We start from the raw sequence: 22997 nt of genomic DNA on the forward strand, positions 1-22997 counted from the left end.
CGCCGGCGACGCCGGCGGTGGCGGGCACCGAGGGAGGTCGCGTGACCAGGCGCCTGCCCTCGACGCCGCCGACCATTCCCGGCTTCTCGTTCGTCCGCGTGCTCGGCACGGGCGGCTTCGCCGACGTGTTCCTGTACGAGCAGCAGATGCCGCGTCGGCCCGTGGCCGTCAAGGTGCTGCTCGCGGAGGTCGTCAACGAGCACCTCCGTCGCATGTTCCGCGCCGAGGCGAACCTCATGGCCCGGCTGAGCTCGCACCCGGCCGTGCTGACCGTGCACGCGGCGAGCGTCGCCTCCGACGGCCGGCCGTACCTCGTCATGGAGTACTGCTCGTCGGCGCTCGCCCAGCGCTACCGCGCCGACCCGCTGCCCGTCGCCGATGCGCTCGAGGTGGGCATCCGCATCGGGTCCGCGGTCGAGAGCGCGCACCGGGAGGGCGTGCTGCACCGCGACATCAAGCCGTCCAACATCCTGGTGACCGCGTTCGGCCACCCGGTGCTGAGCGACTTCGGCATCGCCGCGACGCGCGGCGAGGCCGGGGACGACGACTCCGTCGGGATGTCGGTGCCCTGGTCCGCTCCCGAGGTGCTCGCCGACGAGGACAGCGGCTCCGTGGCCTCGGAGGTCTGGTCGCTCGCGGCGACCGTGTACTCGCTGCTCGCGGGCCGTTCGCCGTTCGAGGTGCCCGGCGGCGACAACTCCACGTTCGAGCTGATCCAGCGGATCGCCCGGGCGACCCCCGCGCCGATCGGCCGGCCCGACGTGCCGGCCTCGCTCGAGCAGGTGCTGCGCCGTGCGATGTCGCGCCGCCCGGCCGACCGGCCGCAGAGCGTGGACGAGCTGCTGCGCGAGCTGCAGGAGGTCGAGTCCGAGCTCGACCTGCCGCAGACGCCGATCGAGGCCCGCATGGACGACTGGGCGCAGGCGACCGCGATCGACGTCGACGACCGGACCGCGCTGCGCGGACCGGAGCCCGGGGGCGGCACCGGGCCCGCGGCGCGCGCCGTTCGCGAACGCCGGCGCCGGCTCGCGGGCTGGACGGCGGGAGGCGTGGTGGCCGCCGCGGTCGTCGCCGGGCTCGCCGTGTTCCTCCTGACGCCACGACCGGCCCCCACCGACCTCCCGCGCGTCAGCGACGTGTCGGCCACGGTCGACGGCACGACGGTCGTGTTCACCTGGGAGGATCCGGGCGTCGACGAGGACGACGCGTACGTCGTCACGGTCGACGGGCGTCCCTCCAGCATGCAGGTGGGCACCGAGTACCGGCTCGACGCCGGCGAGCAGTCCGTGGTGTGCGCCACGGTCACCGTGACCCGTGCCGGGCGCGTGGGCGATCCCAGCGCCGAGCGGTGCGTGGAGGTCGCGGCGGAGCCGGCCCCGTGATCTCCGAGTGGTTCCGCGCCCACCGGTCCGGCGTGCTGACGATCGCCGCGACGACGGCGACCACGGCGCTCGTGGCGGGCGTGGCCATCGCGAGCGGCGGGTACACCTCGCAGCGGGTGGAGCTCGGCGACGCATCCGTCTGGGTCGCCAACGGCGCGATCGAGTCGGTCGGCCGCCTCAACACCGCCGTGCGCGAGCTCGACACGGCGGTCGAGACCGGGGTCGCGGCTCCCGTGCTGGTGCAGCGGGGTGCCACCGTGCTCGTCGTCGACGCCGAGCAGGCGAACCTGGACGTGCTCGACCCCGCGACGGCGACCATCGCGGAGAGCGTGGCGATCCCGCCGGTGCGTCCGCAGGTCGCGATCGCGGGCGAGCGCATCGTCGTGGCATCCGACGGCGACGTGTGGTCGACCCCCATCGACGACTTCGGCGAGTTCGACGGGCAGCGCGATCCCGACCTGACCTTCGGCGCCGGCACCGTGACCGCCGCCGCCGCCGACGACGGCACGATGCTCGCCTTCACGCCGTCCACCGGGCGCGTCGCCCGGTTCGACGCCGCCGCGGGAACCGCGGTCGAGCGCACCTGGCAGGTCGAGGGCGAACTCCCGGCCGACGCCGAGTGGGCGGTCACCGCCGTCGGCGGGCACTGGGCCGTGCTGGACCGCGACGCGGGGGTCCTCCACCTCGAGGGCGGCCGGGTCGACCTGGGCGACTGGGGGGTGTCGGGCGAGGCGGTGCTCCAGGAGCCCTCGGCCACGGGCGACGCGGTGCTCGTGGCGCACCGCGGCGGCCTGCTCGCGGTGCCCTTCGGGGCGGGCGACCCCGAGGTGCTCGTGGACGCCCGCGCCGGTGCCCCGGCGGCACCGGTGCGGTGGGAGGACTGCGACTACGCCGCGTGGGGGGACGCCACCGGCTGGAGTTCCTGCGGCCCCGGCGACGCCGCGCTCGCGGGCGGCGCGGCGACGGAGCTCGCCTTCCGGCACAACGGCTCCGCGCTCGTGCTCAACGACGCGGCGACCGGACGCTCCTGGTCGGTGCGCGACGGCTGGGCGCTGGTCGACGCCTGGGACGCGCTGCTGCGCGACGAGACCGACGAGCGCGTGGTCGAGGAGAACGACCCGTCCACGCCGCCGACGCTCGAGCGCGTGCAGGTGCCGCCCGTCGCCGTCGACGACGACTTCGGGGCGAGGCCGCAGCGGACCACCATCCTCCCGGTGCTGCTCAACGACTACGACGCCAACGGCGACGTGCTCGCGATCTCCTCGGTCGCGCCCGCGCCGGACGGGGTCGACGTCGACCTGGTGAGCAACGACCAGCAGCTCCAGGTCACCCTGCCGGCGGGCGCCACGGGAACGATCGCGCTCGACTACACGATCGACGACGGCCGCGGCGGACAGGCGACCGCGGTGGTGCGCATCACGGCGCGCGGCGACGACGAGAACCTCCCCCCGGTGCAGGCGCGCGGCGCGTCCGCGGTGGTGGAGGCGGGCGGGCGCGTCACGACCGACGTGCTGGCCGACTGGTACGACCCCGACGGCGACCCGTTCTACCTGTCCGACGCGATCGCGGGCGCGCCCGACACGGTGACCTACGCCCCGGGCGGCGAGGTGGTCTTCACCGAGCGCGGCGGCAGCGGGGCCGAGCGCACCGTGGGACTCTCGGTCTCGGACGGGCGCGACGTCGGCTCCGGCGTCCTGTCGGTGTCGGTGCGATCGCCCGGCTCCGTGCCGCTCATGACCGAGCCCTTCGCGGTGCTCGCGTCCGCCGGCGAGGAGCTGACCATCTCGCCGCTGCGGCACGTGACCGGCGGCAGCGGCGCGATCCGCCTGACCGCCGTCCCCGCGAAGCCCGACGTGACCCTCGTGCCCGACTTCGACACCGGCACCTTCCGGTTCACGAGCGACGTCGTCGGCACCCACTACCTCGAGTACACGGCGAGCGACGGCGACCAGAGCGCCGTCGGCGTGGTCCGCGTCGACGTCGCCGCACCGCCCGACGCCGACACCACGCCGATCACCGTGCCGCACACGGCGTTCCTCCGCGCCGGCAAGCCGAGCGACGTCGACGTGCTCGCCACCGACATCGACCCGACCGGCGGCGTGCTCGTGATCACCGGAGCCGACGACGGGTCCGACGTCGCGGGGCTGCAGGTCGAGGTCATCGAGCACCGCCTGCTGCGCGTGACCCTCAGCGGGGTGCTCGCGGACGGCACCGGGTCGTTCGAGTACACGGTGAGCAACGGACGCGCCGAGGCGACCGGGACCGTGCGCGTCATCGAGATCCCGGCGCCGGAGCGGCCGCAGGCTCCCGTGGCGGCCGACGACGCGGTCTCCGCACGCGTCGGCGACGTCATCGACATCCCGGTGCTGGCGAACGACCGTCATCCCGACGACGAGCAGATCACGCTGGCGGCCGACCTCGTCGAGTCGCCCGCCGCAGGCGAGGGGCTCCTGTTCGCCTCCGGCGACGTGCTGCGCTACCTCGCGCCCGATCGTCCCGGCACCGTGCAGGCGGTCTACCGCGTGGAGGCGCCCGACGGCCAGTTCGCCACGGCGACCGTGACGATCACGGTCGCCGAGGCCGACCTCGAGGACAACGCCGCGCCCGTGCCCCGCGTGGTCACCTCGCGCGTGCTCGCCGGCGAGACCGTGCGCATCCGCATCCCGATGCTCGGCATCGACCCCGACGGCGACTCGGTGCAGCTCATCGGGCAGGAGACGCCGCCGGAGCGCGGCATCGTGGTCCGCACCGGCGTCGACTGGATCGAGTACGAGGCCGGCGAGTACTCCGCAGGCACCGACGTCTTCCGCTACGCGGTCGTCGACGCGCTCGGAGCCCGGGCGACCGGCACGATCCGGGTCGGGATCGCGCCGCGGCTCGAGGGCGTGCGCGCCCCGATCGCGGTCCCGGACGAGGTGCGCGCCCGCCCGGGCGGCGAGATCGCGGTGCGCGTGCTCGACAACGACTCCGATCCGGACGGCGGGCCCCTCGCCATCGTCGACGTCGAGGCGGTGGACGGCTCCGCGACGGCGTCCGTCGACGGCGACCTGGTGCGCGTGGACGTGCCCGACGCCGAGGGCCGCCACAGCTTCATCTACACGATCCGCAACGACGGCGAGGCGATCGACTCGACGTTCCTCATCGTCGACGTGAGCGCCGAGGCGCCGCTGGCGCGGCCCGAGGCCGGAGACACCGTGCTGTCGCTGTCGGACATCCTCGACCGGTCGTGGGTCGACGTCGACGTGCGCGAGAACGTCTTCTTCGCCGACGGCCCCGTCGACACGCTCGACGTCTCGCTCGTGCCGGGCTGGGAGTCGGGGGCCGAGGTCCGCGCCGACGGCACGGTCCGCGTCACGCTGGCCGACGAGCGGCAGGTGATCCCGTTCCACGTCTCGCACCCGCAGGATCCCGCCCTCGACGCCTACGCGTTCATCCGCGTGCCCGGCTTCGAGGACGCCCTGCCGCAGCTGCGCCTCGATGCGCCGCCGATCATCGTGCAGAGCGAGCAGGAGATCGAGATCGAGATCAACGACCACGTGGTCGCGGTCGGCGGGCGCGGGGTGCGGATCACCGACGAGGCGACCGTGCGCGCGTCGAACGGCGACGGCGGAGACCTCGTCATCGACGCCGACACGCTGCGCTTCCGCAGCGCCGACGAGTACTTCGGGCCCGCCTCGCTGTCGTTCGTCGTCACCGACGGTGCCTCCGCCGACGACCCCGGAGCCCGCACCGCGACGATCGTGCTCCCCATCACCGTGCTGCCGCGCGAGAACCAGCCGCCGTCGTTCACGGGCGGCCTGATCGAGTTCGAGCCCGGGCAGCAGCGCGAGATCGACCTGCTGCGACTGACGAGCTACCCCTATCCGGCCGACCTCGACGAGCTGGAGTACCGCGTCCTGCAGCCGCAGCCCGAGGGATTCGACGTCTCGCTCGACGGGACCGTGCTGACCGTCGCGACCGGCGCCGCCACGCTCGCCGGCACCCGGGCCGCCGTCACGGTCGCGGTCCAGGACGACAGCGGCGACGGCCGCTCCGGCCGCATCGAGCTGCGGGTCGTGCCGTCCACGCGACCGCTCGCCGTCCCGGCGGCCGACTCGGCCGTGGCGCGTCGCGGATCGACGACCACGGTCGACGTGCTCGCCAACGACCAGGCGACCAACCCGTTCCCGGGCGAGCCGCTGCGGGTCATCCGCGTGCGCGGCACCGACGCCGCGAGCCTGCCGAGCGGCGTGCAGGTGGTGCCGAGCGCCGACCGGTCGTCCCTGCGCGTCACGGTCGCGGAGAACGCCGAGCCGGTCAACACGACCGTCCAGTACCAGGTGGCGGATGCCACGGGCGACGCGAGCCGATACGCGTGGGGCCTCGTGACCGTATCGGTGCAGGACCGGCCCGAGCCGGTCGCGAACGCACGCGCCACGGGGTTCGGCGACGGCACGATCAGCATCGGCTTCGAGCCGGGCGCGTCCAACAACTCGCCGATCATCGACTACGAGGTCACCCTCCGGGAGCCCGGCAGCGGTGAGGTCGCGGGCGTGCACGCGTGCGCGGCGACGGATTGCACGGTGCCCACGCCGGGCAACGGCCGCGCGAACCAGGTCGCGGTGGAGGTGCGCGCGCGCAACGCCATCGGCCGGTCCGGGGCGACCGGGCTGCCCGAGCCGATCTGGTCGGACGTCGTGCCCGGCGCGCCCGCCGACCTGCGGGCGGCACCGCTCGACGGCGGGCTCCGGGTCAGCTGGACGCCGGTGGTCCCCGCGGGCGGCGGCACGCCGGTGAGCCGGTACGTCGTGATCATCGCGGGGCAGACCGGCGAGCTGTCGGCGGCGTCGATCTGCTCGGCGACCGCGTGCACGTTCGACCGGATGGGGCTGGCCAACGGGAGTTCCGTGCCCGTGGCGATCAGCCCGCGCAACGATGCGTACCCCGCGTTGTCGATCTGGCGCGAGGCATCCGTCACCGGCACGCCGTTCGGCGCGCCCGTCGCCGGGGCCGCCGACGCCGTCGGCGATGCATCGGCGGGGGCGGTGACCGTCAGCTGGAGCGCGTTCGAGCCCAACGGCGACGCGATCCTGGGCTACTTCGTGCAGCGCCTCGCCGTCGGCAGCCGCAGCCTGCCGACCGGGCCGCAGGCGTGCTCGGTGGGCTCGCCCGCCCCCGGCGCGGTCTCCGCACCGACGAACGGCGCGGGCGTCGAGGAGACGCGGGCGTTCGGGCCCGGCGTGCGCTCGACGCGCTTCGAGGGACTCTCCGACGAGAACACCGAGTACGCGTTCGTCGTGTGGGGCTACAACCGGGCCGGATGCGCGTCGAGCCCGGTGCTCGTCGTGACGCCGCGGCCCTTCGACCGCGTCATCGACGAGGTGCGCGGCGAGATGCGCTGGACCTCCGACGGGCTGGCGTGGGACTACCGGGTCACCTCGGTGACCCCGCGGGCGAGCCGCTACGAGATCGTGGCCGTGGACGCGGCCGGCGTGCAGCTCGCGGGCAGCGTGCGCTCGTTCGACGGGGCCGGGTGGCCGCGCGAGATGCTCGGCCGGCCGTTCGGGGAGCCGGTGCGGTTCCAGGTCCGCGCCTGCGCGCCGTGGGGCAGTTGCGGGCCGTGGAGCGCGGTGCAGCCCGGCGAGCCGCAACCATCGCTCGACTTCGCGCTGCCGAGCCGGCAGTGGGATGCTGATGCCGCGCGATGGACCTGGACGAACGCGCCCGACAACGGCGGGCTGGCCGTCTCGTTCCGCTGCGGCGTCGGGGCCGGGGCCGGAACGGCCGCGCAGTCGGAGACCAGCTGCACCGTGAGCGGCGGGGGCGGCGCCGGCGGCGGGCAGTCCGCGACCGCGTGGCTGGACGTCACCGTCGGCGGCATCACGAAACGATACGAGAGCGACTGACGATGCGAGGAGCACGCAGATGACGATGACACCCGAGCAGGCCACGGAGTTCGCGGACACGTTCGACCGGCTGGTCGCGGGCGTGGAGCAGGTGCTCCTCGGCAAGACCCACGTGATCCGGCTGGCCTTCACGGCGCTGCTGACCGAAGGGCACCTGCTGCTCGAGGACGTGCCCGGCACCGGCAAGACCTCGCTCGCGCGCGCCATGGCCGAATCGGTCGCCGGGTCGAGCAACCGGGTGCAGTTCACCCCCGACCTGCTGCCCGGCGACATCACGGGCATGAGCGTCTACGACCAGCGCTCCGGCGCGTTCGAGTTCCACGGCGGCCCGGTGTTCGCCAACATCGTCCTGGCCGACGAGATCAACCGGGCGAGCCCGAAGACGCAGTCGGCACTGCTGGAGGTCATGGAGGAGCGCCAGGTGACCGTCGACGGCGTCACCCACCCGGTCTCGCCGCCGTTCATGGTGATCGCGACGCAGAACCCCATCGAGCAGGCGGGCACCTACCGGCTCCCGGAGGCGCAGCTCGACCGGTTCCTGCTGCGCACCTCGATCGGGTACCCCGACCACGCATCGACCGTCCGCATCCTCGAGGGCGCCGGCACCCGAGCGCACGAGCAGGCGGTGCGCGGCATCGTCCGCGCCGACGAGGTCATCGACCTCGCGGCGCAGGCGCGCCAGGTCTACGTCGACGCGACGATCCACGACTACGTCTCGCGCCTCGTCGACGCGACGCGCTCCGCGGTCGAGGTGCGCCTCGGCGCGAGCGTGCGCGGTGCCCTCGGACTCATCCGCGCCGCCAAGACGCACGCCGCCAGCCGCGGCCGTCACTTCGTGGTGCCCGACGACGTCAAGGCGCTCGCCGAGCCCGTGCTCGCGCACCGCCTCATCCTCGACGCCGAGGCCGAGTTCGAGGGGGTCAGCGCGTCGAGCGTCGTCGCCCAGGTGCTGCTCGAGACGGCGCCCCCGAACACCAGGCAGGCCGTGTGACGGGCGCCGACGCGGGCGAGGCCGAGGTCCGCGGGCGCGACGGCGCGCTCGCGACCGCGGTCGGCGCGGCCGTCGACGCGGGGCTCGCCGCGCGCTCGGGCGTCTCGCGCGCGTGGGTCGCGGTGCGGCAGGTGGTGACGCCCACCGGGTGGTGGGTGTCGGCGGCCGCGCTGCTCGCCCTCGCGGCCGGCTACGGGCTCGGCTGGCTCGAGGCGGTCGTCGTCGGATGGGCGCTCGTGGTCGCGCTGGCCTGCGCGAGCCTGTACCTCGTGGGTCGCAGCGCGTTCGCGGTCTCGCTCGAGCTGCCGGAGCCGCGCGTGGTCGTCGGCGATCCCGCCGAGGCGGCGGTGGTGGTCGCGAACGTCGGCCGACGGCGGGCCGTCGGCGTGGGCGTCGAGGTGCGCGTCGGCGGCGGGACGACCGCGCTCGCCGTGGCGAACCTCGCGCCGGGCTCCGCGGAGCGCCGCGTGCTGCCGCTCCCGACAGACCGGCGCGGTATCGTCGACATCGGCCCGGTGCGCACAGTGCGCGCCGACCCGATCGGACTGGTGCGCCGCGAGGTGGTGTGGGCCGAGCGCTCGCGCCTGCACGTGCATCCCCGCACGATCCCGATCCCCGCGGTGAGCACCGGGTTCGTGCGCGACCTCGAGGGGTCGCCGACGCGTGACCTGACCGCCAGCGACGTCGCCTTCCATGCGCTGCGGGAGTACGTGCCGGGCGACGACCGGCGGCACATCCACTGGCGCAGCTCGGCGAAGACCGGCACCTTCATGGTGCGCCAGTTCGAGGAGACCCGCCGCAGCCACATGATGCTCGTGCTCGACGCCGAGCCCGCGCACTACGCGGACGCCGACGAGTTCGAGCTCGCCGTGGGGGCGGTGGGCTCGCTCGGCGTGCGCGCGGTGCGCGACGCCCGCGGTGCGTCGGTCATCGTCCCGACCTCGGGACCGGCCACCGCGCGGCCCGGCATGCGGGGACTCATGGACCTGCCGACGATCTCCAGAGACCGCCTGCTCGACGCGCTCTGCGCGGTGGCGCAGGACGAGCGGGCGCCCCGCCTCGTCGACGCGATGCGCATGACGAGCGAGGCGGTCATGGGGGTCTCCCTCGTCTTCATCGTGACGGGTTCCGCCGTCGGGATCGGGACGTTGCGGGCAGCCGCGGCGCAGGTGCGACCGGACGTGGAGGTCATCGGGGTGGTCTGCCGCACCGGTGCGATGCCCGGTACGCGCCGCGTGGGTGGCACCCAGGTGCTCACCGTCGGCGTGCTCGACGACCTGCGCGCGATCCTGGCACGGTCGGCGGCGGCATGAGCGACGCGACGGGCGCGCGACGCAGGCTGCGGTGGTGGGCGTTCCCCCTGCTCGGCCTCGCGGTCGCGGCGGCCGCGGTGCCGTGGTGGCCGATCTACGAGGCACGGCACCTCGCCCTCGTGATCGGCGTGGGCGCCGCGGCCGGGTTCGCGGTGGCCGCCGTCGGCGCCGTGCGCGCGTGGCCCGCGTGGGGCGTGCTCCTGGGATGCCTCGGCGCCTACCTCGTGGTCGGGGTCCCGCTCGCGGTGCCGGGCGCCGCGTTCGCCGGCGTGCTGCCGACCCCCGCGGGCATCGTGGAGCTGATCGCCGGGACGGCGCTGTCGTGGTCGCGCCTGGTGACGATCGTGCTCCCGGTGGGCACCTACCAGGCGCTGCTCGTGCCCGCGCTGCTCAGCGCCCTGGCGTCGTCGGCCGGAGCGATGAGCATCGCGCTGCGCACGGCACGCCCGGCGCTCGCGGTGCTGCCTCCGATCGGGATGTTCCTCGCCGGCATCCTCCTGGGTCCCCGGTCGAGCGACTGGGGCGTCGCGGGGGGCGTCGGCATGGTCGTCGCGACCCTCGCCTGGCTGGTCGCCGTGCGGCGCCTCCCGGGGGCCGAGGACGCCGCACGGCGTGGCGTCTCCGCGCGTCGGGTGGCGGGCGCCGTCGCGCTCGGCACCGCCGCGGTGGTGCTCGGCACGGGTGCGGCCGTGGCGATCGCGCCCGCAGCGCAGCGGGAGGTCGTGCGCGCCCATGTGCAGCAGCCGTTCGACCCGCGCGAGGCCGACAGCCCGCTCGCGGCGTTCCGCGCCTGGCAGCGTCCCGAGCGGGCCGACCAGCCGATGCTCGCCGTGCGCGGTCTCGAGCCGGGCGAGCGACTGCGGGTGGCCGTGCTCGACACGTACGACGGGATCGTCTTCACCGTCGGCGGCGCGGACGGCGCGGAGGCATCCGGCTCCTTCACCCGCCTGCCCTACCGGCTCGAGCAGGACGCGCCGTCGGACCGCGAGCGCGACCTCGAGGTGCGCGTGCTCGGCTACGAGGGCATCTGGGTGCCCGGCGTGGGACCGATCGAGTCGATCGCGTTCGCGGGCGACCGGGCGGAGTCGCTCGGCGCGACGTTCTTCTACAACGACGCCACCGGGACGGCGGCGATCACCGAGGGCCTGCGGCGGGGCGACGAGTACCGGGCGGTCGCGTACGCCGTCGCCGACGCCGACGACGTGGCGGCGCTCCGGCCGGGGCAGGCGGTGCTCCCCGCCACTCCCGCGCTGCCCGAGGGCCTGGACCGGCTGCTCGATCGGTACGCGCCGGCCTCCGAGTCGCCCGGGGAGCGGCTCGCGGGAGCCGTCGCGGGCCTGCGGGCCGACGGGTACGTGAGCCACGGGATCTCCCCGGACGAGCCGGCCAGCCGGTCGGGCCATTCGGCCGACCGGCTCACGCAGCTCGCGACCGACCGGCCGATGCTCGGCGACGCCGAGCAGTACGCCGTCGCCGCGGCGCTGATGGCGCGCGAGATCGGGTTCCCCGCGCGCGTGGTGATGGGCTTCGACCCGGGGGTCGACGCCCGCGCCGAGTCGGGGACGACCCAGGTCGCGGGCGCGGACATGTCGGCATGGATCGAGGTGCAGGACGCCGACGGCACCTGGCTCGCGATCGACCCGAACCCCGCGCCGCGACCGGTCCCGGAGGCGGAGCCCGACGAGCCGACGGTGGTCTCGCGCCCGCAGTCGGTGCTGCCCCCGCCCGCGGCGCGGACGCCGGTGGAGCGTACCGTTCCCGAGCCCGAAGCCGCCGACGACGCATCCGACGACGACCCCTCGCCGTTCCTCGACGCGCTGTTCGCGATCCTGCGGGTCGGCGGGTGGGCCCTGTTGGTCCTCGCGCTGCTCGCGAGCCCGTTCCTCGCCGTGATCGGTGCGAAACTGCGTCGGCGACGACTGCGGCGCACCGCGCCGAGCCCGGGGGAGCGGGTCGCGCAGGGGTGGAACGAGTTCGCGGACGCGGCGAGCGACTTCGGGTACGCCGTGCCGGCCGCGGCGACGTGCTCGGAGCAGGCGGCTGCCGTCGGCGGCATGCCCGCGCTGGTCGTCGCGTCGGCGGTCGAGCGGTCGCTGTTCGCGCCGGACGGACCGGACGACGCCCAGGCGACCGCGGTGTGGAGCGCGGTCGACGCCGCGCGCGAACGGATCGCGGCCCGTCGTGGGCCGTGGCGCCGGCTGCGGGCGGCGGTGTCGCTGTCGAGCTTCTCGCGCCAGGCGCGGCTGCGACGCGAGGAGCAGGCGTGACGTGCCGCATCTGCGGTTCGGCGATGCCGCCCGGTGCGCTGTTCTGCGGCGGGTGCGGCAGCGCCGCCGGTGCGACCCCGGAGTCGCGGCGGCGACGGGACCACCGTGCCGACGACACGACGGCGCTCGTGCGCCTGCGGACCACGGGGGTGGTGAGCGTGCCGATCGGCGAGGCTCCCGCGCCGGCCGCGGGCGCCAGCGACGCATCCACCGTCTTCGCGCTCACGTTCGACGCCGGTGAGCTGCGTCACGTGCGTGGCTCGGGGCTCATCGGCCGACGGCCCGTGGCCGCGGACGACGAGCGGATCGACCTCCTGGTCGCGATCGACGACCCGGAGCGTACGGTGTCGAGGACGCACCTCGAGTTCGGCGCGGTGGACGGGCAGCTCTGGGTCGCGGACCGCGGCTCGTCGAACGGCACCTGGGTGCGGCTCCCGCGCGGTGCCGGCGTGGTGCGCTGCGAGCCGGGCCGGCGCGTCTCCGTGCCGCGCGGGGGACGCGTCGACCTCGCCGGCCGCTGGTTCACGGTCGGCTGAGGCGTCTCGCGCGTCCTCCACATCCGCACGGCGGCAGGCGGCGGATGCGGTGTGCCGGCGCGCGGCCGGCCGATCGCCCGGCCGGGGCTGGACTGGTCGGGTGCCCGAACCCGCGCTGCGCCTGCCCCCGGCCCCTCGTCCCGCGACGCGAACCCCGTTCCCCGTCCTCGCGACGGCGGCTCCCGTCGTCGGTTCCGTCGTGCTCTGGGCCATGACCGGCTCGCCGTACGCGCTCGTGTTCGCGGCGCTCGGGCCGCTCGTGGCGATCGCCGGGGTGCTCGACCGGGGGCGTGGCTCCCGGCGTGCGGCCCGACGTGCGGCCTCCGAACGCGAGCGCGAGCTCGAACGGGTGGGCCGGGAGGTCGCATCGGCGCACGAGCTGGAGCGTCGCGCGAGCTGGCGTGCGGATCCCGGGGCGCGCGCCGTGCTCGACGGCACCGCGGCGCGGCTGCGCTGGACGGCGTCGTCGTCGACCCGGGTCGTGGTGGGACCGGGCGAGTCGCCGAGCGCCCTGCGGCTCGACGGCGACGCGGACGACGACGCCGCGCGCGCGGTCGTGGTGGCGGCGGCCACGCTGCGCGACGCGCCGGTCGTCGTCGACCTCGCCGCCGGCGTCGCGCTGGTCGGCCCCCCGGTGCCGGCCCGCGCCCTCGCGCGTGCACTCGTCGTGCAGGCCTGCTTCGCGGGCGCGCCCGGGACCCTGGCCGTGGAGCTGCCCGCCACCCGGGCATGGGCGTGGGGCGCACGCCTGCCGCATCGCGCGCCCGGCGCGGCGGCGCGCCTGCGCGTGGTCGATGGGCCGACGCCCGGGGCGGCACACGGCGCGGGGGTGGCCGAACTCGTGCTCGCCGACCGGCGCGACGGACTCGACCGGCCGGTCGGCGCGGTCGTCGTGCTCGAGGGTCCCGCGCGCGCAACGGTCGTGCGGGCCGACGGCGAGGTGCACCCGTGCGTGCCGGTGCTCCTCGGCGAGCCGGAGGCGCTGGCGTGGGCGGACGCGCTCGGCGCCGCGCATCCGCCCGACGGCGGCGCCGGTGCGCCCGTGCCCTTCGACGCCGCGCAGGTCGGCGGCGAGGGCCTCGTCGCCCGCATCGGCGCGTCGCCCGACGGGCCCGCGGAGCTCGACCTCGCCGCGGCACCGCACGCCCTCGTCGCGGGGACCACCGGCAGCGGCAAGAGCGCGTTCCTCGTCGCCTGGGCGTGCGCGCTGGCGGCGTCGCGCCCGCCGGCCGAGGTCGCGCTCGTGCTCGTCGACTTCAAGGGTGCCGCGGCGTTCGGCCCGCTCCTGGGGCTGCCCCACGTGGCGGGCGTGTTCACCGACCTGGACGAGGCCGCCGCCCGCCGCATGGTGCGCAGCCTCGGCGCCGAGGTGCTGCGCCGCGAGTCCGTGCTGCGACGTGCGGGCGCGCCCGGGGTCGAGGCGCTGCCCCCGGGCACGGAGCCGCGCCTGGTCGTGATCGTCGACGAGTACCAGGCGCTCGCGCGGCGCATCCCCGAGGTCGTCGCGGTGTTCGAGGACCTCGCCGCGCGCGGGCGCTCGCTCGGCATCCACCTCGTGCTCGGCGCGCAGCGACCGAGCGCGGCGATCGGGGAGGGCATCCGCGCCAACTGCGGGGTGCGCGTGTGCCTGCGCGTGATCGATCCGGCCGAGAGCAGGTCCATGCTCGGCACGGCGGATGCCGCCGTGCTGTCGCCGGACGCGCCCGGGCGGGGCTACCTCGATCGCGGGGACGGCCGCGTGGTCCCGTTCCGCGCGGCACTCGTCGCGCCGGGCGACATCGCGGACATCGGCAGGCGGCACGCCGGCGCCCCGGTCCCGCCCGCCCCCTGGGCGCCGCCCCTGCCGGATGCCGTGACGTCCGCCGACGTCGCCGCGGCGGGCGCCGCAGGGGCGCGGAGCGACCACGTGGTGCTCGGCCTCGTCGACGACCTCGACCGCCAGCGGCACGCGGTCGCGGCCTGGGACCCGGGCGCGGGCGCGCTGCTGGTCGTCGGTGGCGTCGCGAGCGGCCGCACCGGAGTGCTCGCCACGGTCTCGGCGGGACTCGCGCGGCACCGGAGCGTGCGCCGCCTGTCGGCGTCGGTGCCGCGCAGCCGGGTCTGGGACGTGCTGCACGAGCCCGGCGATCCGGGGCGCGTCGCGGTCGTGATCGACGACCTCGACGACCTGTTCGACGACTGGCCCGAGGAGTACCGCGTCGCCGGTGCGCAGGCGCTCGAGCGGCTGCTGCGCACCAGGTCGATCCCGGTGGCGGCGAGCGCCCGGCGACTCGCGGCCGCGCCCGGCGCCGCCCGCATCGCTCCGCTGTTCCGGGAGACCCTGCTGCTGCGGCAGCCGACCGCGGCGGACGTGCGGCAGGCGGGCGGCGACCCCGCACTGTGGCACGCGGACGCGCCGCCGGGCGGCGGCCAGTGGCGGGGGCTCGCGTTCCGGGCCCTGCGCCTCGACGCGGCGCCGGGCGCCGACGCGGGCGCCCCGGCCGACGGCACGATGCGCGGCCGCCACGTGCGAGCCCGGGGGCGCGTCGAGGCGCCGGGGGACGCGACGATCCCGCCCAGGGGCACCGCGTTCGCGTGCAGCGACGCACCGCGCGCCTTCGCCGAGCGGTGGCGGCGGGCGACGGGCGGCACGGCCGTGCAGCTCGACCCCGCCGACCCCCGCTCGCGCACGGTCCCGGTGGAGTGCTCCCCGCACGAGGCGCGGCTCGTCGTGGGCGACGCGGCCGCCTGGTCGGCGTGCTGGGCGCTGGTCGCGGGTCGCCGTGAGGAGGTCGTGCTGCTCGCCGACGGCGGGCACGCGAACCTGCGCGCGCTCACGGGCGAGCGTGCGCTGCCGCCACTGCTCGATCCCGGCGTCGCGGCGCTCTGGTGCAGGGAACCCGGTCGGCCGGTACGTCGCGTCGCCTGGGACGCGGACGCCCGCTGAACGCCGCCGCCCGGTCGCCCGAGGCGCGGGTCAGACGGTCGCGCGGATCGCGCCGACGCGGCTGCCGCCGCCGAGCACCCAGAGGTCGAGCTCCATGGCGACCTCGTCGACCGCGTCCTGGCTGAGCGCACCCGCCTCGGCGAGCAGGCGCAGCGCGACGATCGTCGACGCGCGCCGGCTGCCGTCGAGCACCTTCAGCGCCGTCGTCGTGCCGTCGGGCGCGGTCATGACCATCACGCCCTCGGCGCCGTGCTTGGCGAACACGCCGAGCCGGTCGATCGCGACCGAGTCCGGCTGCCCGGGCCCGGCGACCACCCAGCCGTTCGCGCGCACGGCCTCGGTGAGGGCGCTCGCCTCACGGTAGAGCGCGAACGGGGAGGACGACGAGGCGGTCGTGATGCGCTGGATGCCGCGCGCGAGGCCCTCGATCGACAGGGCGTGCACGGGCACGCCGCAGCCGTCGATGCCGGTCGCGGCGGGACGCTCCCCGGTGAGGCGCTCGACGACGTCGAGGACGCGGCGCTGCACCGGGTGCTCCGGGTCGAGGTACCCCTCGAGCGGCCAGTCGTTGGCGGCGCAGGCGAGCAGCATGGCCGCGTGCTTGCCCGAGCAGTTCATGGTGATGCGCTCGGGACCGCCACCGGCGCGGGCCAGCTGGTCGCGCGCGGCGGAGTCCAGCGGGCGCTCGGGCGGGCACGCGAGCATCGAGGCCGGGATGCCGGCGCGGCCCAGCAGCCCGCGGACGAGGGCGACGTGCCCCGCCGTGCCCGTGTGGCTCGCGGTGGCGATGGCCGCGTCCTCCCCGCGCAGCGTGACGCCCGCCGACATGACGGCCACGGCCTGGAAGGGCTTCAGGCTCGACCGCGGGAAGATCGGGGTGACGATGTCGCCGAGGGTGCGGACGACGTCGCCGTCGGGGGAGAGCACGACGGCGGAGCCGGAGTGACGTGATTCGATGAAACCGCTCCGTTCGACGACGGCCAGTTCGACCGCGTGTGCGACGCTGAAGGTGCCCGGCACGGCTCAGTCCAGAGCCGCGAACGCGTCGTCGAGCACCGAGAGCGCGTCGGCGATGAGCTCGTCGGTCACGGCGAGGCTGGGCAGGAACCGCAGCACGTTGCCGAACGTGCCAGCCGAGAGGAAGAGCACGCCCTGCTGCGCGGAGGCCGCGATCAGCTGCTGCACCGCCTCGGGGTACGGCTCCTTCGTCGTCGCCGCGGTGCCGGGGCGCACGAGTTCGATCGCCTGCATCGCGCCGCGTCCGCGGATGTCGCCGATGATGTCGTACCGCTCGCGCAGGCGCTCGAGGCCGGCCGTGAGCGCGGCCTCGATGCGCGCGCCGGCGGCGAGCAGCTCGCCCCGGTCGATGGCCTCGAACACGGCGATCGCCGCCGCGCAGGCGACCGGGTTGCCGCCGAACGTGCCGCCCAGCCCGCCGGGCTGCGACGCGTCCATGATGTCGGCGCGACCGGTGACGGCGGCCAGCGGCAGCCCGCCGGCGATGCCCTTCGCCGACAGCACGAGGTCGGGCACCCAGCCGAAGTGCTCGCTCGCGAACACGCGCCCGGTGCGGGCCATGCCGCTCTGGATTTCGTCGGCGATCATCACGACGCCGTTGGCGGTGCACCACTCCTGCAGCGCGGGGAGGTAGCCGTCGGCGGGCACCATGAAGCCGCCCTCGCCCTGGATGGGCTCGACCACGAGGCACGCGAGGTCGGTCGCCCCGACCGCCTTCTCGAGGTACGAGATCGTGCGCGCCGCGGCGTCCGCCCCGCTCAGCCCGTCGCGATACGGGTAGGAGCCGGGCGCGTGGTAGACGTCGCCCGCGAGCGGGCCGTAGCCGGTCGCGTACGGGTGCGCCTTGTAGTTCATGGCCATCGTGAGGTTGGTGCGCCCGTGGTAGGCGTGGTCGAGCACGGCCACGGCGCGGCGGCGGGTGGAGCGGCGGGCGATCTTCACGCCGTTCTCGACCGCCTCGGCGCCGGAGTTCACCAGCACCGAGCGCTTGGCGAAGTCGCCGGGGGTCAGCTTCGCGAGCCACTCGGCCACCCGCACGTACTCCTCGTAGGGCGTGATGGTGAAGAGGGTGTGGATGACGTCCTGCAGTTGCCCGGCGGCGGCGGCCACGACGGATGCCTCGGTGTGGCCCACGGTCGTGACGCCGATGCCCGCGCCGAAGTCGAGGAACCGGTTGCCGTCGACGTCCTCGAGCACCGCGCCGTTGGCGCGGGCGATGTACACCGGGAGCACGGAGGACACGCCGGCGGACACGACCGCCTCGCGTCGCGCGTGCAGTTCCTGCGACTTCGGGCCGGGGATCGCGGTGACGATCCGCCGCTCCTGCGGAATGGTGAAGACGGGTGCCGCGGCCCCGCGTCCGGGCGCGTCGATCGTGTCAGTCATGGTGGCCCCAGCCTATCGCCGCCCGGCGCCGGCGGCGGCCACGGGGCCGGCCACGGCGGCGGCGTGCGAGGATGGCCCGGTGAAGGACGCGCACCACTACGAGGTCGGCCTCGACTGGCTCGGCGATCGCGGCGAGGGCACCTCCCACTACCGTGCCTACGGCCGCGTCAACCGGCTCGAGGCGCACGGCAAGCTGCATCCGATCGAGGGGTCGGCAGATCGCACCTTCCACGGCGACCGCGACCGCTGGAACCCCGAGGAACTGCTCGTCGGCGCGCTCAGCGAATGCCACATGCTCTCGTACCTGCACGTCGCGACGAACCACGGCGTGGTCGTCGTGGGCTACACCGACCGCGCGACCGGCACCATGCGCGAGGACGGGCGCGGCGGGGGCGCGTTCACGGAGGTCGTGCTGCATCCGCGGGTGGTCGTGCGCGACGAGGGGATGGCCGAGGTGGCCGCGACGCTGCACGCCGAGGCGGCGGCGAAGTGCTTCATCGCGGCATCCGTCGCCTTCCCCGTGCGCCACGAGCCCGAGGTCGTCGTCGCGGGCTGAGCGGTCCTGCCCGCCGCGACCGCGACGCGGGCCGGGTCACGCGCTGCGCGGGCGGCCGTACGCCAGCACGACGAGCCCGGCGGCGGCGGCGAGCGCCCGGACGTGGCGGGGGAGCGTGCGCAGGACCCGGGCACGGAACGCGCGGTCGTAGTGGCGGTACTGCAGGTCGGCCGGCCCGAACACCGCCTCGTGCGCGGGTCGCATCCCGGGAGTGAGCAGTGCGTGGTCGGCCAGGATCTGGAGGATGCGGACGGCACCGCGCCGCCGCCGGCCGCGGAGCAGGCTGCGCACGTCGGCCCGGGTCGCGAGCAGCAACTCGCGACGCAGCGCGCGGACGAAGCCCTCGTGGTCGACGACCGGATGGGCCACGCCGGGTGCCGCGCCGGCGAGGGACTCCACCGTGAGCTTCGGCCGATGGTGGAAGTGCGCGAACGTCTCGGGTCGCCCGGCGCGGAGGTCCTCCGATGACAGCCCGGCCCCGAGGACCGCGGTCGCGACGATGCCCTCGTCGTTGGGCTGCCCGACGTGGCTGTCCTGCCACTGCACCCGATGACGCAGGTCGCGTGCGGCGTCGACGGCCCGCCGGGAGAGCCGGGTCAGCGGGAAGAAGCAGCGCCACGGCTCCGCGACGCCGCGGGTGGTCAGGTGCGGCTGCCAGAGCCAGTCCACCGCGCGTCGGATGTCCGGCGCGACCAGGTCCGCCTCGGACGCGTCGAGTTCGCGCAGGAGCGCTGCCGGGTCCGCGCCGGCGAACCTGACGTCCGGTTCGATGAGCCAGGCATGGTCGAACGCACGGGCGTGCGCGAGCGCGTAGTAGGCGTAGTCGCCGCAGCGCCATCCCAGGTCGGACATGTCGGAGCGCAGGCCCAGCTCGGCGAGGAGCTCGCGGTCGAACGGCACCAGCTCGTACTCGTCCGGCCAGACCTGCGGAGCCCCCTCGGCCGTCCGGTCGACGACGACCACGAGGCGTCCGTCGGGAACGATCTGCGACAGGATCCGATGCAGGCGCGCGACGTCCGGCGTCGGCCGGTGGGCACGGATGGCGACCAGGGAGCGCACCCGCACATGCTATCCGCGCCCCACGGCCGCCGCTCGCGGCCTGCACAGGCGGCGGCTCGTTCCCGGACGGAGCCTCATCCGCGGCCGGGACTCACCCGCGGCCGGGACTCACCCGCGGCCGGCGGAGCCGAGCGGCCAGGCGGGCTCGACCGGGCACGGCTGCCCGTCCGCCAGGTTCGCGCACGGCGGGAAGAACGCGTCGAAGCGCTCCGTGAGCGGGTCGCCGAACCACCGGTGCCAGATGCGCCAGAAGTTGAAGTTGCCCCAGGCGGAGCATCCGTCGCCGTCGCCGGGGTCCGCCAGGGTGGCCGCGTTCGGCTGGTACGGCGTGTAGTTGTACAGGCCCGCCGTCGCCTGGTTCCCGATCGCGACGGATGCGGCGCCGCAGGACGGGTCGGGGTTGAACTGCACGTCGGTGCGGCCGACCTCGTACCGTCGGTCGGGGTACTGGGCGTACTGCCGGAACTGCCACGCGGCCGCGTACACCTGGTTGAAGAAGCCGAAGTACCGGGAGTCGCAGTCGGCGCCGTCGGGGCAGGCGTACCCGGTCGCGCGCTCGTAGCCGTACGCCGACGGGTGGGTGACCAGCGACTGCTCCTTCTGGAGCAGCACGAGCAGCGCCCGCGGGCTCACCCCGCAGGCCCGGGCGACCTTCGCGACGATCGTCGACGCGAGCTCCCGCCGGGTGCCCTCGTAGGCCTCGCAGTGCCCGGGCTCCACGCGCGCCTTGTCCGGGGTGTCCTCGCGGTAGTCCGCCAGGCACGGCACCCCGTCGCGGGGCAGGCAGCGGCGCGACTCGAAGAAGTCCTGCACCTGCGTCGCGGTCATCGCGTCGCTGTTGTAGAAGCTGTCGTCGCTGACGATCAGGCCGGGGTCGAACTCGTCGGGGTCGGGTTCCGGCAGCAGGCTCGCGTAGCGGGGCGCCGAGGGCGGCTCCGGCGCCTCGGCGGTGCATCCGGCGGTCACGAGCAGCACCGCGACGGCGGCCCACGCGACGGCGAGTGATCTCAGCATCGGGGGCACCCTACCCGCGACGCCCGGGAGATGCCCGCGCGCCCGGCCGGTTCCCCGCCCCGACTCAGCCGTCGGTCAGCGGGCGGTCGTTGTAGCGGCCGGCGAGCTCCTGTGCGGAGAGCGCGTTGATGCCCGCCATCACGCGGTCGGTGAGCTCGCGCCGGGCGCGGCCCGAGGTCGCGGGCGTCCCCGGCTCCGGCGCGATCGGCGGACCGAAGTGCACCTCGACGGGACGGATGCGCGGCCAGCGGCTGCCGACCGGCTGGATGGCCTGCGTGCCGACCAGTCCGACCGGCACGATCGGGGCGCCGGTCGCGAGCGAGAGCCACGCCACCCCGGTGCGGCCGCGGTAGAGCAGGCCGTCGGTCGAGCGCGAGCCCTCCGGGTAGATGGCGAACGCGCTGCCCGACTCGAGCACGTCGCGGCCGCGGTCGAGGGCGGCCTGCGCCTGCGAGCCGGCGCCGCGCTCCACGGCGACCGCGCCGATCGCCTCGAAGAAGCGCCGCGACACCCAGCCCGATACGCCGGTGCCGGTGAAGTAGTCGGACTTCGTCAGGAACTGCACGGGGCGCGGCGCGACGAGGGGGATCACGATGCTGTCGATGAGCGACAGGTGGTTGCTGGCGATGACGACCGCGCCGGTGCGCGGCACGTGCTCGCGGCCCGTGATCGTGGGGCGGTACAGGAGCAGGGCCAGCGGGCGCAGGATCCCGCGCACGAGGAAGTAGACGAACCCGGGGCGGCTCGCGCGCACGGCGGTGGTGGCGGTCACCCGACCGACCATACCTCCGGGTGCATGCGTCGACGGCGATGCCGGCGGCCCCCGGATCCGCGCGGTGCCCGCGCCCGCGACCCGGACGCGGCATCATGGAGCGATGGATGCCACGCAGGACGGCGAGCGGCTCGAGATCGGCGAGCGGGGCCCGAGCGTGTTCGTGCATCGCACGAGCCGCCGCGCGCCGTCCGCGACGGCGGTGCTGCGGGCGCTGCTCGCCGACCGCGCCGAGGTGCCGGCGGACGACATCGAGCTGGACTGGTCCTGCCCCGAGTGCGGCGCACGCCATGCCGCGCCCGCGATCGGGTACCCCACGACGGCGTCGGGCGGGCGATGGTTCGGCGACGCCGCGGTCGGCCCCGGGATCGGCATCGCGGTCGTGGACCGACGGCACCCCGTCGGCGTCGCCGTCGAGTCGACCGACCTCGTCGACCACGCGGCGATCGACCTCGCCGCCTTCCACCCGCTCGAGCGCCGCGCGCTCGACGCACTGGACCCGGGCGCGCGCCGTGTCGCCCGCGCCGAGCTCTGGGCGCGGAAGGCCGCGCTGCTGCGGGTCGTGGGGCACACGCGGTTCGTCGAGCCCTCGAGGCTCGCGCTCTCGATGCCCGACGGCGGGCCGGGGCGCATCGAGCGCTCGGTGCCCGAGTTCGACGCGCTCGGCGCGACGCCCGAGCTGCACGGGCTGCCGGCCGGCGGCGGCTGGGTCGCGGCCCTCGCCGTGCTCGCCTGAGCGAGTCCGGCGCCCCGTAGGGTGGGGTCGTGCGCAGCGTCATCATCCTCGGTTCGACCGGATCCATCGGCACGCAGGCGCTCGACGTCATCGCCGGCGCTCCCGACCGCTTCCGCGTGGTCGGCCTCGCGGTCGGCAGCGACCGTGCGGGCCTGGCCGCGCAGGCCGCCCGGTTCGGCGTCGAGCACACCGCCGTCGGCGTCGATGAGGCGGTGCGCCTCGTCCGCGACGTCGAGGCCGACGTGGTGCTGAACGGCATCACCGGGTCGGTCGGGCTCGGCCCGACGATCGCCGCGCTCGAGGAGGGGCGCACGCTCGCGCTGGCGAACAAGGAGTCGCTCATCGTCGGCGGCGACCTCGTCACCGCGATCGCCGCGCCCGGGCAGATCGTGCCCGTCGACTCGGAGCACAGCGCGATCGCCCAGGCACTGCGGGCGGGCACCGACGCGGAGGTGCGCCGGCTCGTCCTCACGGCCTCGGGCGGACCGTTCCGCGGGCGCACCCGCGACGAGCTCGCGGACGTCACGCCGGCCGACGCGCTCGCCCACCCGACCTGGGACATGGGGCTCGTCGTGACCACCAACTCGGCCACCCTCGTGAACAAGGGCCTCGAGGTGATCGAGGCGCACCTGCTCTTCGGCGTCGACTACGACCGGATCGACGTGGCCGTCCACCCGCAGTCGATCGTGCACTCGATGGTCGAGTTCGTCGACGGCTCGACGATCGCGCAGGCCTCGCCGCCCGACATGCGCCTGCCCATCTCGCTCGGCCTCGACTGGCCGCACCGCGTGCCCGGGGTCGGCCGTCCGCTCGACTTCACCACCGCCCAGTCGTGGACGTTCGAGCCCCTCGACGAGACCGCGTTCCCGGCGGTCGCGCTCGCCAAGGCCGTCGGCCGCGCGGGCGGCCCCTACCCGGCCGTGTTCAACGCGGCAAACGAGCAGGCGGTGGCCGCCTTCCACGCCGGGCGCATCGGCTTCACCGACATCGTCGACACCGTGCAGGCGATCGTCGACGGCTTCGACGCCGGTTCGGAGCCCCTGACGGTCGCGTCCCTGGCCGACACCGAGGCGCGGGCGCGCCGGGCCGCCGACGCGCGTATCGACGCCGGCTGATCCGGGCCCGGCCGCGCACAGCGGTCGGCCAGCCCGTTCCCA

Annotated in this window: 15 protein-coding genes; 10 read left to right on the forward strand and 5 right to left on the reverse strand. The window is 75.7% G+C overall.

The annotated features are described in order from the left end of the window. The first annotated feature begins 41 nt into the window (after positions 1–41). From ABZK10_RS11715 to ABZK10_RS11745, 7 genes are all read left to right on the forward strand, one after another. Entirely contained in the window at positions 42–1382 is a 1341-nt protein-coding gene (locus tag ABZK10_RS11715) for a serine/threonine-protein kinase (RefSeq protein ID WP_353809377.1), read from the forward strand. After that, complete coding sequence (locus ABZK10_RS11720) at positions 1379–7267, forward strand: Ig-like domain-containing protein (RefSeq protein ID WP_353809378.1); 5889 nt, start codon at positions 1379–1381, stop codon at positions 7265–7267. The genes ABZK10_RS11715 and ABZK10_RS11720 overlap by 4 nt, the downstream gene beginning before the upstream one ends. Positions 7268–7286: 19 nt before the next feature. Further along, positions 7287–8258 (forward strand): AAA family ATPase, encoded by a 972-nt coding sequence (locus ABZK10_RS11725; protein ID WP_353809379.1) that lies wholly within the window; start codon positions 7287–7289, stop codon positions 8256–8258. After that, entirely contained in the window at positions 8255–9571 is a 1317-nt protein-coding gene (locus ABZK10_RS11730; protein WP_353809380.1) for a DUF58 domain-containing protein, read from the forward strand. The genes ABZK10_RS11725 and ABZK10_RS11730 overlap by 4 nt, the downstream gene beginning before the upstream one ends. Then, positions 9568–11838, forward strand: a complete 2271-nt coding sequence (locus tag ABZK10_RS11735) for a transglutaminaseTgpA domain-containing protein (protein WP_353809381.1) — start codon at positions 9568–9570, stop codon at positions 11836–11838. Before ABZK10_RS11730 ends, ABZK10_RS11735 begins: the two co-directional genes overlap by 4 nt. After that, the gene (locus ABZK10_RS11740; RefSeq protein ID WP_353809382.1) at positions 11835–12374 is read left to right on the forward strand and encodes an FHA domain-containing protein; all 540 of its coding nucleotides are present in this window, start codon (positions 11835–11837) and stop codon (positions 12372–12374) included. The genes ABZK10_RS11735 and ABZK10_RS11740 overlap by 4 nt, the downstream gene beginning before the upstream one ends. A 100-nt stretch (positions 12375–12474) precedes the next feature. Further along, positions 12475–15300, forward strand: a complete 2826-nt coding sequence (locus ABZK10_RS11745; RefSeq protein ID WP_353809383.1) for an FtsK/SpoIIIE domain-containing protein — start codon at positions 12475–12477, stop codon at positions 15298–15300. Between the two features lie 30 nt (positions 15301–15330). On the opposite strand, the gene ABZK10_RS11750 is transcribed toward ABZK10_RS11745, so the two are convergent. Together ABZK10_RS11750 and gabT are read right to left on the reverse strand one after the other, a co-directional pair. Next, a complete protein-coding gene (locus tag ABZK10_RS11750) occupies positions 15331–16320 on the reverse strand; it encodes an asparaginase (protein ID WP_353809384.1) in 990 nt (329 codons plus the stop codon). 3 nt (positions 16321–16323) lie between these two features. Continuing rightward, positions 16324–17703: a 4-aminobutyrate--2-oxoglutarate transaminase gene (gene gabT, locus ABZK10_RS11755; RefSeq protein ID WP_353809385.1), complete on the reverse strand. Its 1380-nt coding sequence runs from the start codon at positions 17701–17703 to the stop codon at positions 16324–16326. A gap of 79 nt (positions 17704–17782) precedes the next feature. Here gabT and ABZK10_RS11760 point away from each other — a divergent pair, with 79 nt between their 5' ends. Beyond that, on the forward strand, positions 17783–18259 hold the full coding sequence (locus tag ABZK10_RS11760) for an OsmC family protein (RefSeq protein ID WP_353809386.1): 477 nt from the start codon (positions 17783–17785) through the stop codon (positions 18257–18259). 36 nt (positions 18260–18295) lie between these two features. Here ABZK10_RS11760 and ABZK10_RS11765 read toward each other — a convergent pair whose 3' ends face one another. From ABZK10_RS11765 to ABZK10_RS11775, 3 genes are all read right to left on the reverse strand, one after another. After that, positions 18296–19318 carry a hypothetical protein gene (locus ABZK10_RS11765; RefSeq protein WP_353809387.1) on the reverse strand — a complete coding sequence of 341 codons (1023 nt, stop codon included), beginning with the start codon at positions 19316–19318 and terminating at the stop codon, positions 18296–18298. Positions 19319–19426: 108 nt separating this feature from the next. Next, on the reverse strand, positions 19427–20332 hold the full coding sequence (locus tag ABZK10_RS11770) for a hypothetical protein (RefSeq protein WP_353809388.1): 906 nt from the start codon (positions 20330–20332) through the stop codon (positions 19427–19429). 64 nt (positions 20333–20396) lie between these two features. Beyond that, entirely contained in the window at positions 20397–21104 is a 708-nt protein-coding gene (locus tag ABZK10_RS11775; RefSeq protein ID WP_353809389.1) for a lysophospholipid acyltransferase family protein, read from the reverse strand. A gap of 103 nt (positions 21105–21207) precedes the next feature. On the opposite strand from ABZK10_RS11775, the gene ABZK10_RS11780 reads away from it, so the two are divergent. Next, positions 21208–21840 (forward strand): 4'-phosphopantetheinyl transferase family protein, encoded by a 633-nt coding sequence (locus tag ABZK10_RS11780; RefSeq protein ID WP_353809390.1) that lies wholly within the window; start codon positions 21208–21210, stop codon positions 21838–21840. 29 nt (positions 21841–21869) lie between these two features. Continuing rightward, entirely contained in the window at positions 21870–22955 is a 1086-nt protein-coding gene (gene dxr / locus ABZK10_RS11785; protein WP_353809391.1) for a 1-deoxy-D-xylulose-5-phosphate reductoisomerase, read from the forward strand. Positions 22956–22997 lie beyond the last annotated feature (42 nt).

It is taken from the genome of Agromyces sp. SYSU T00194 (assembly GCF_040496035.1).
In the GTDB taxonomy this organism is placed as follows: Bacteria; Actinomycetota; Actinomycetes; order Actinomycetales; family Microbacteriaceae; genus Agromyces; species Agromyces chitinivorans.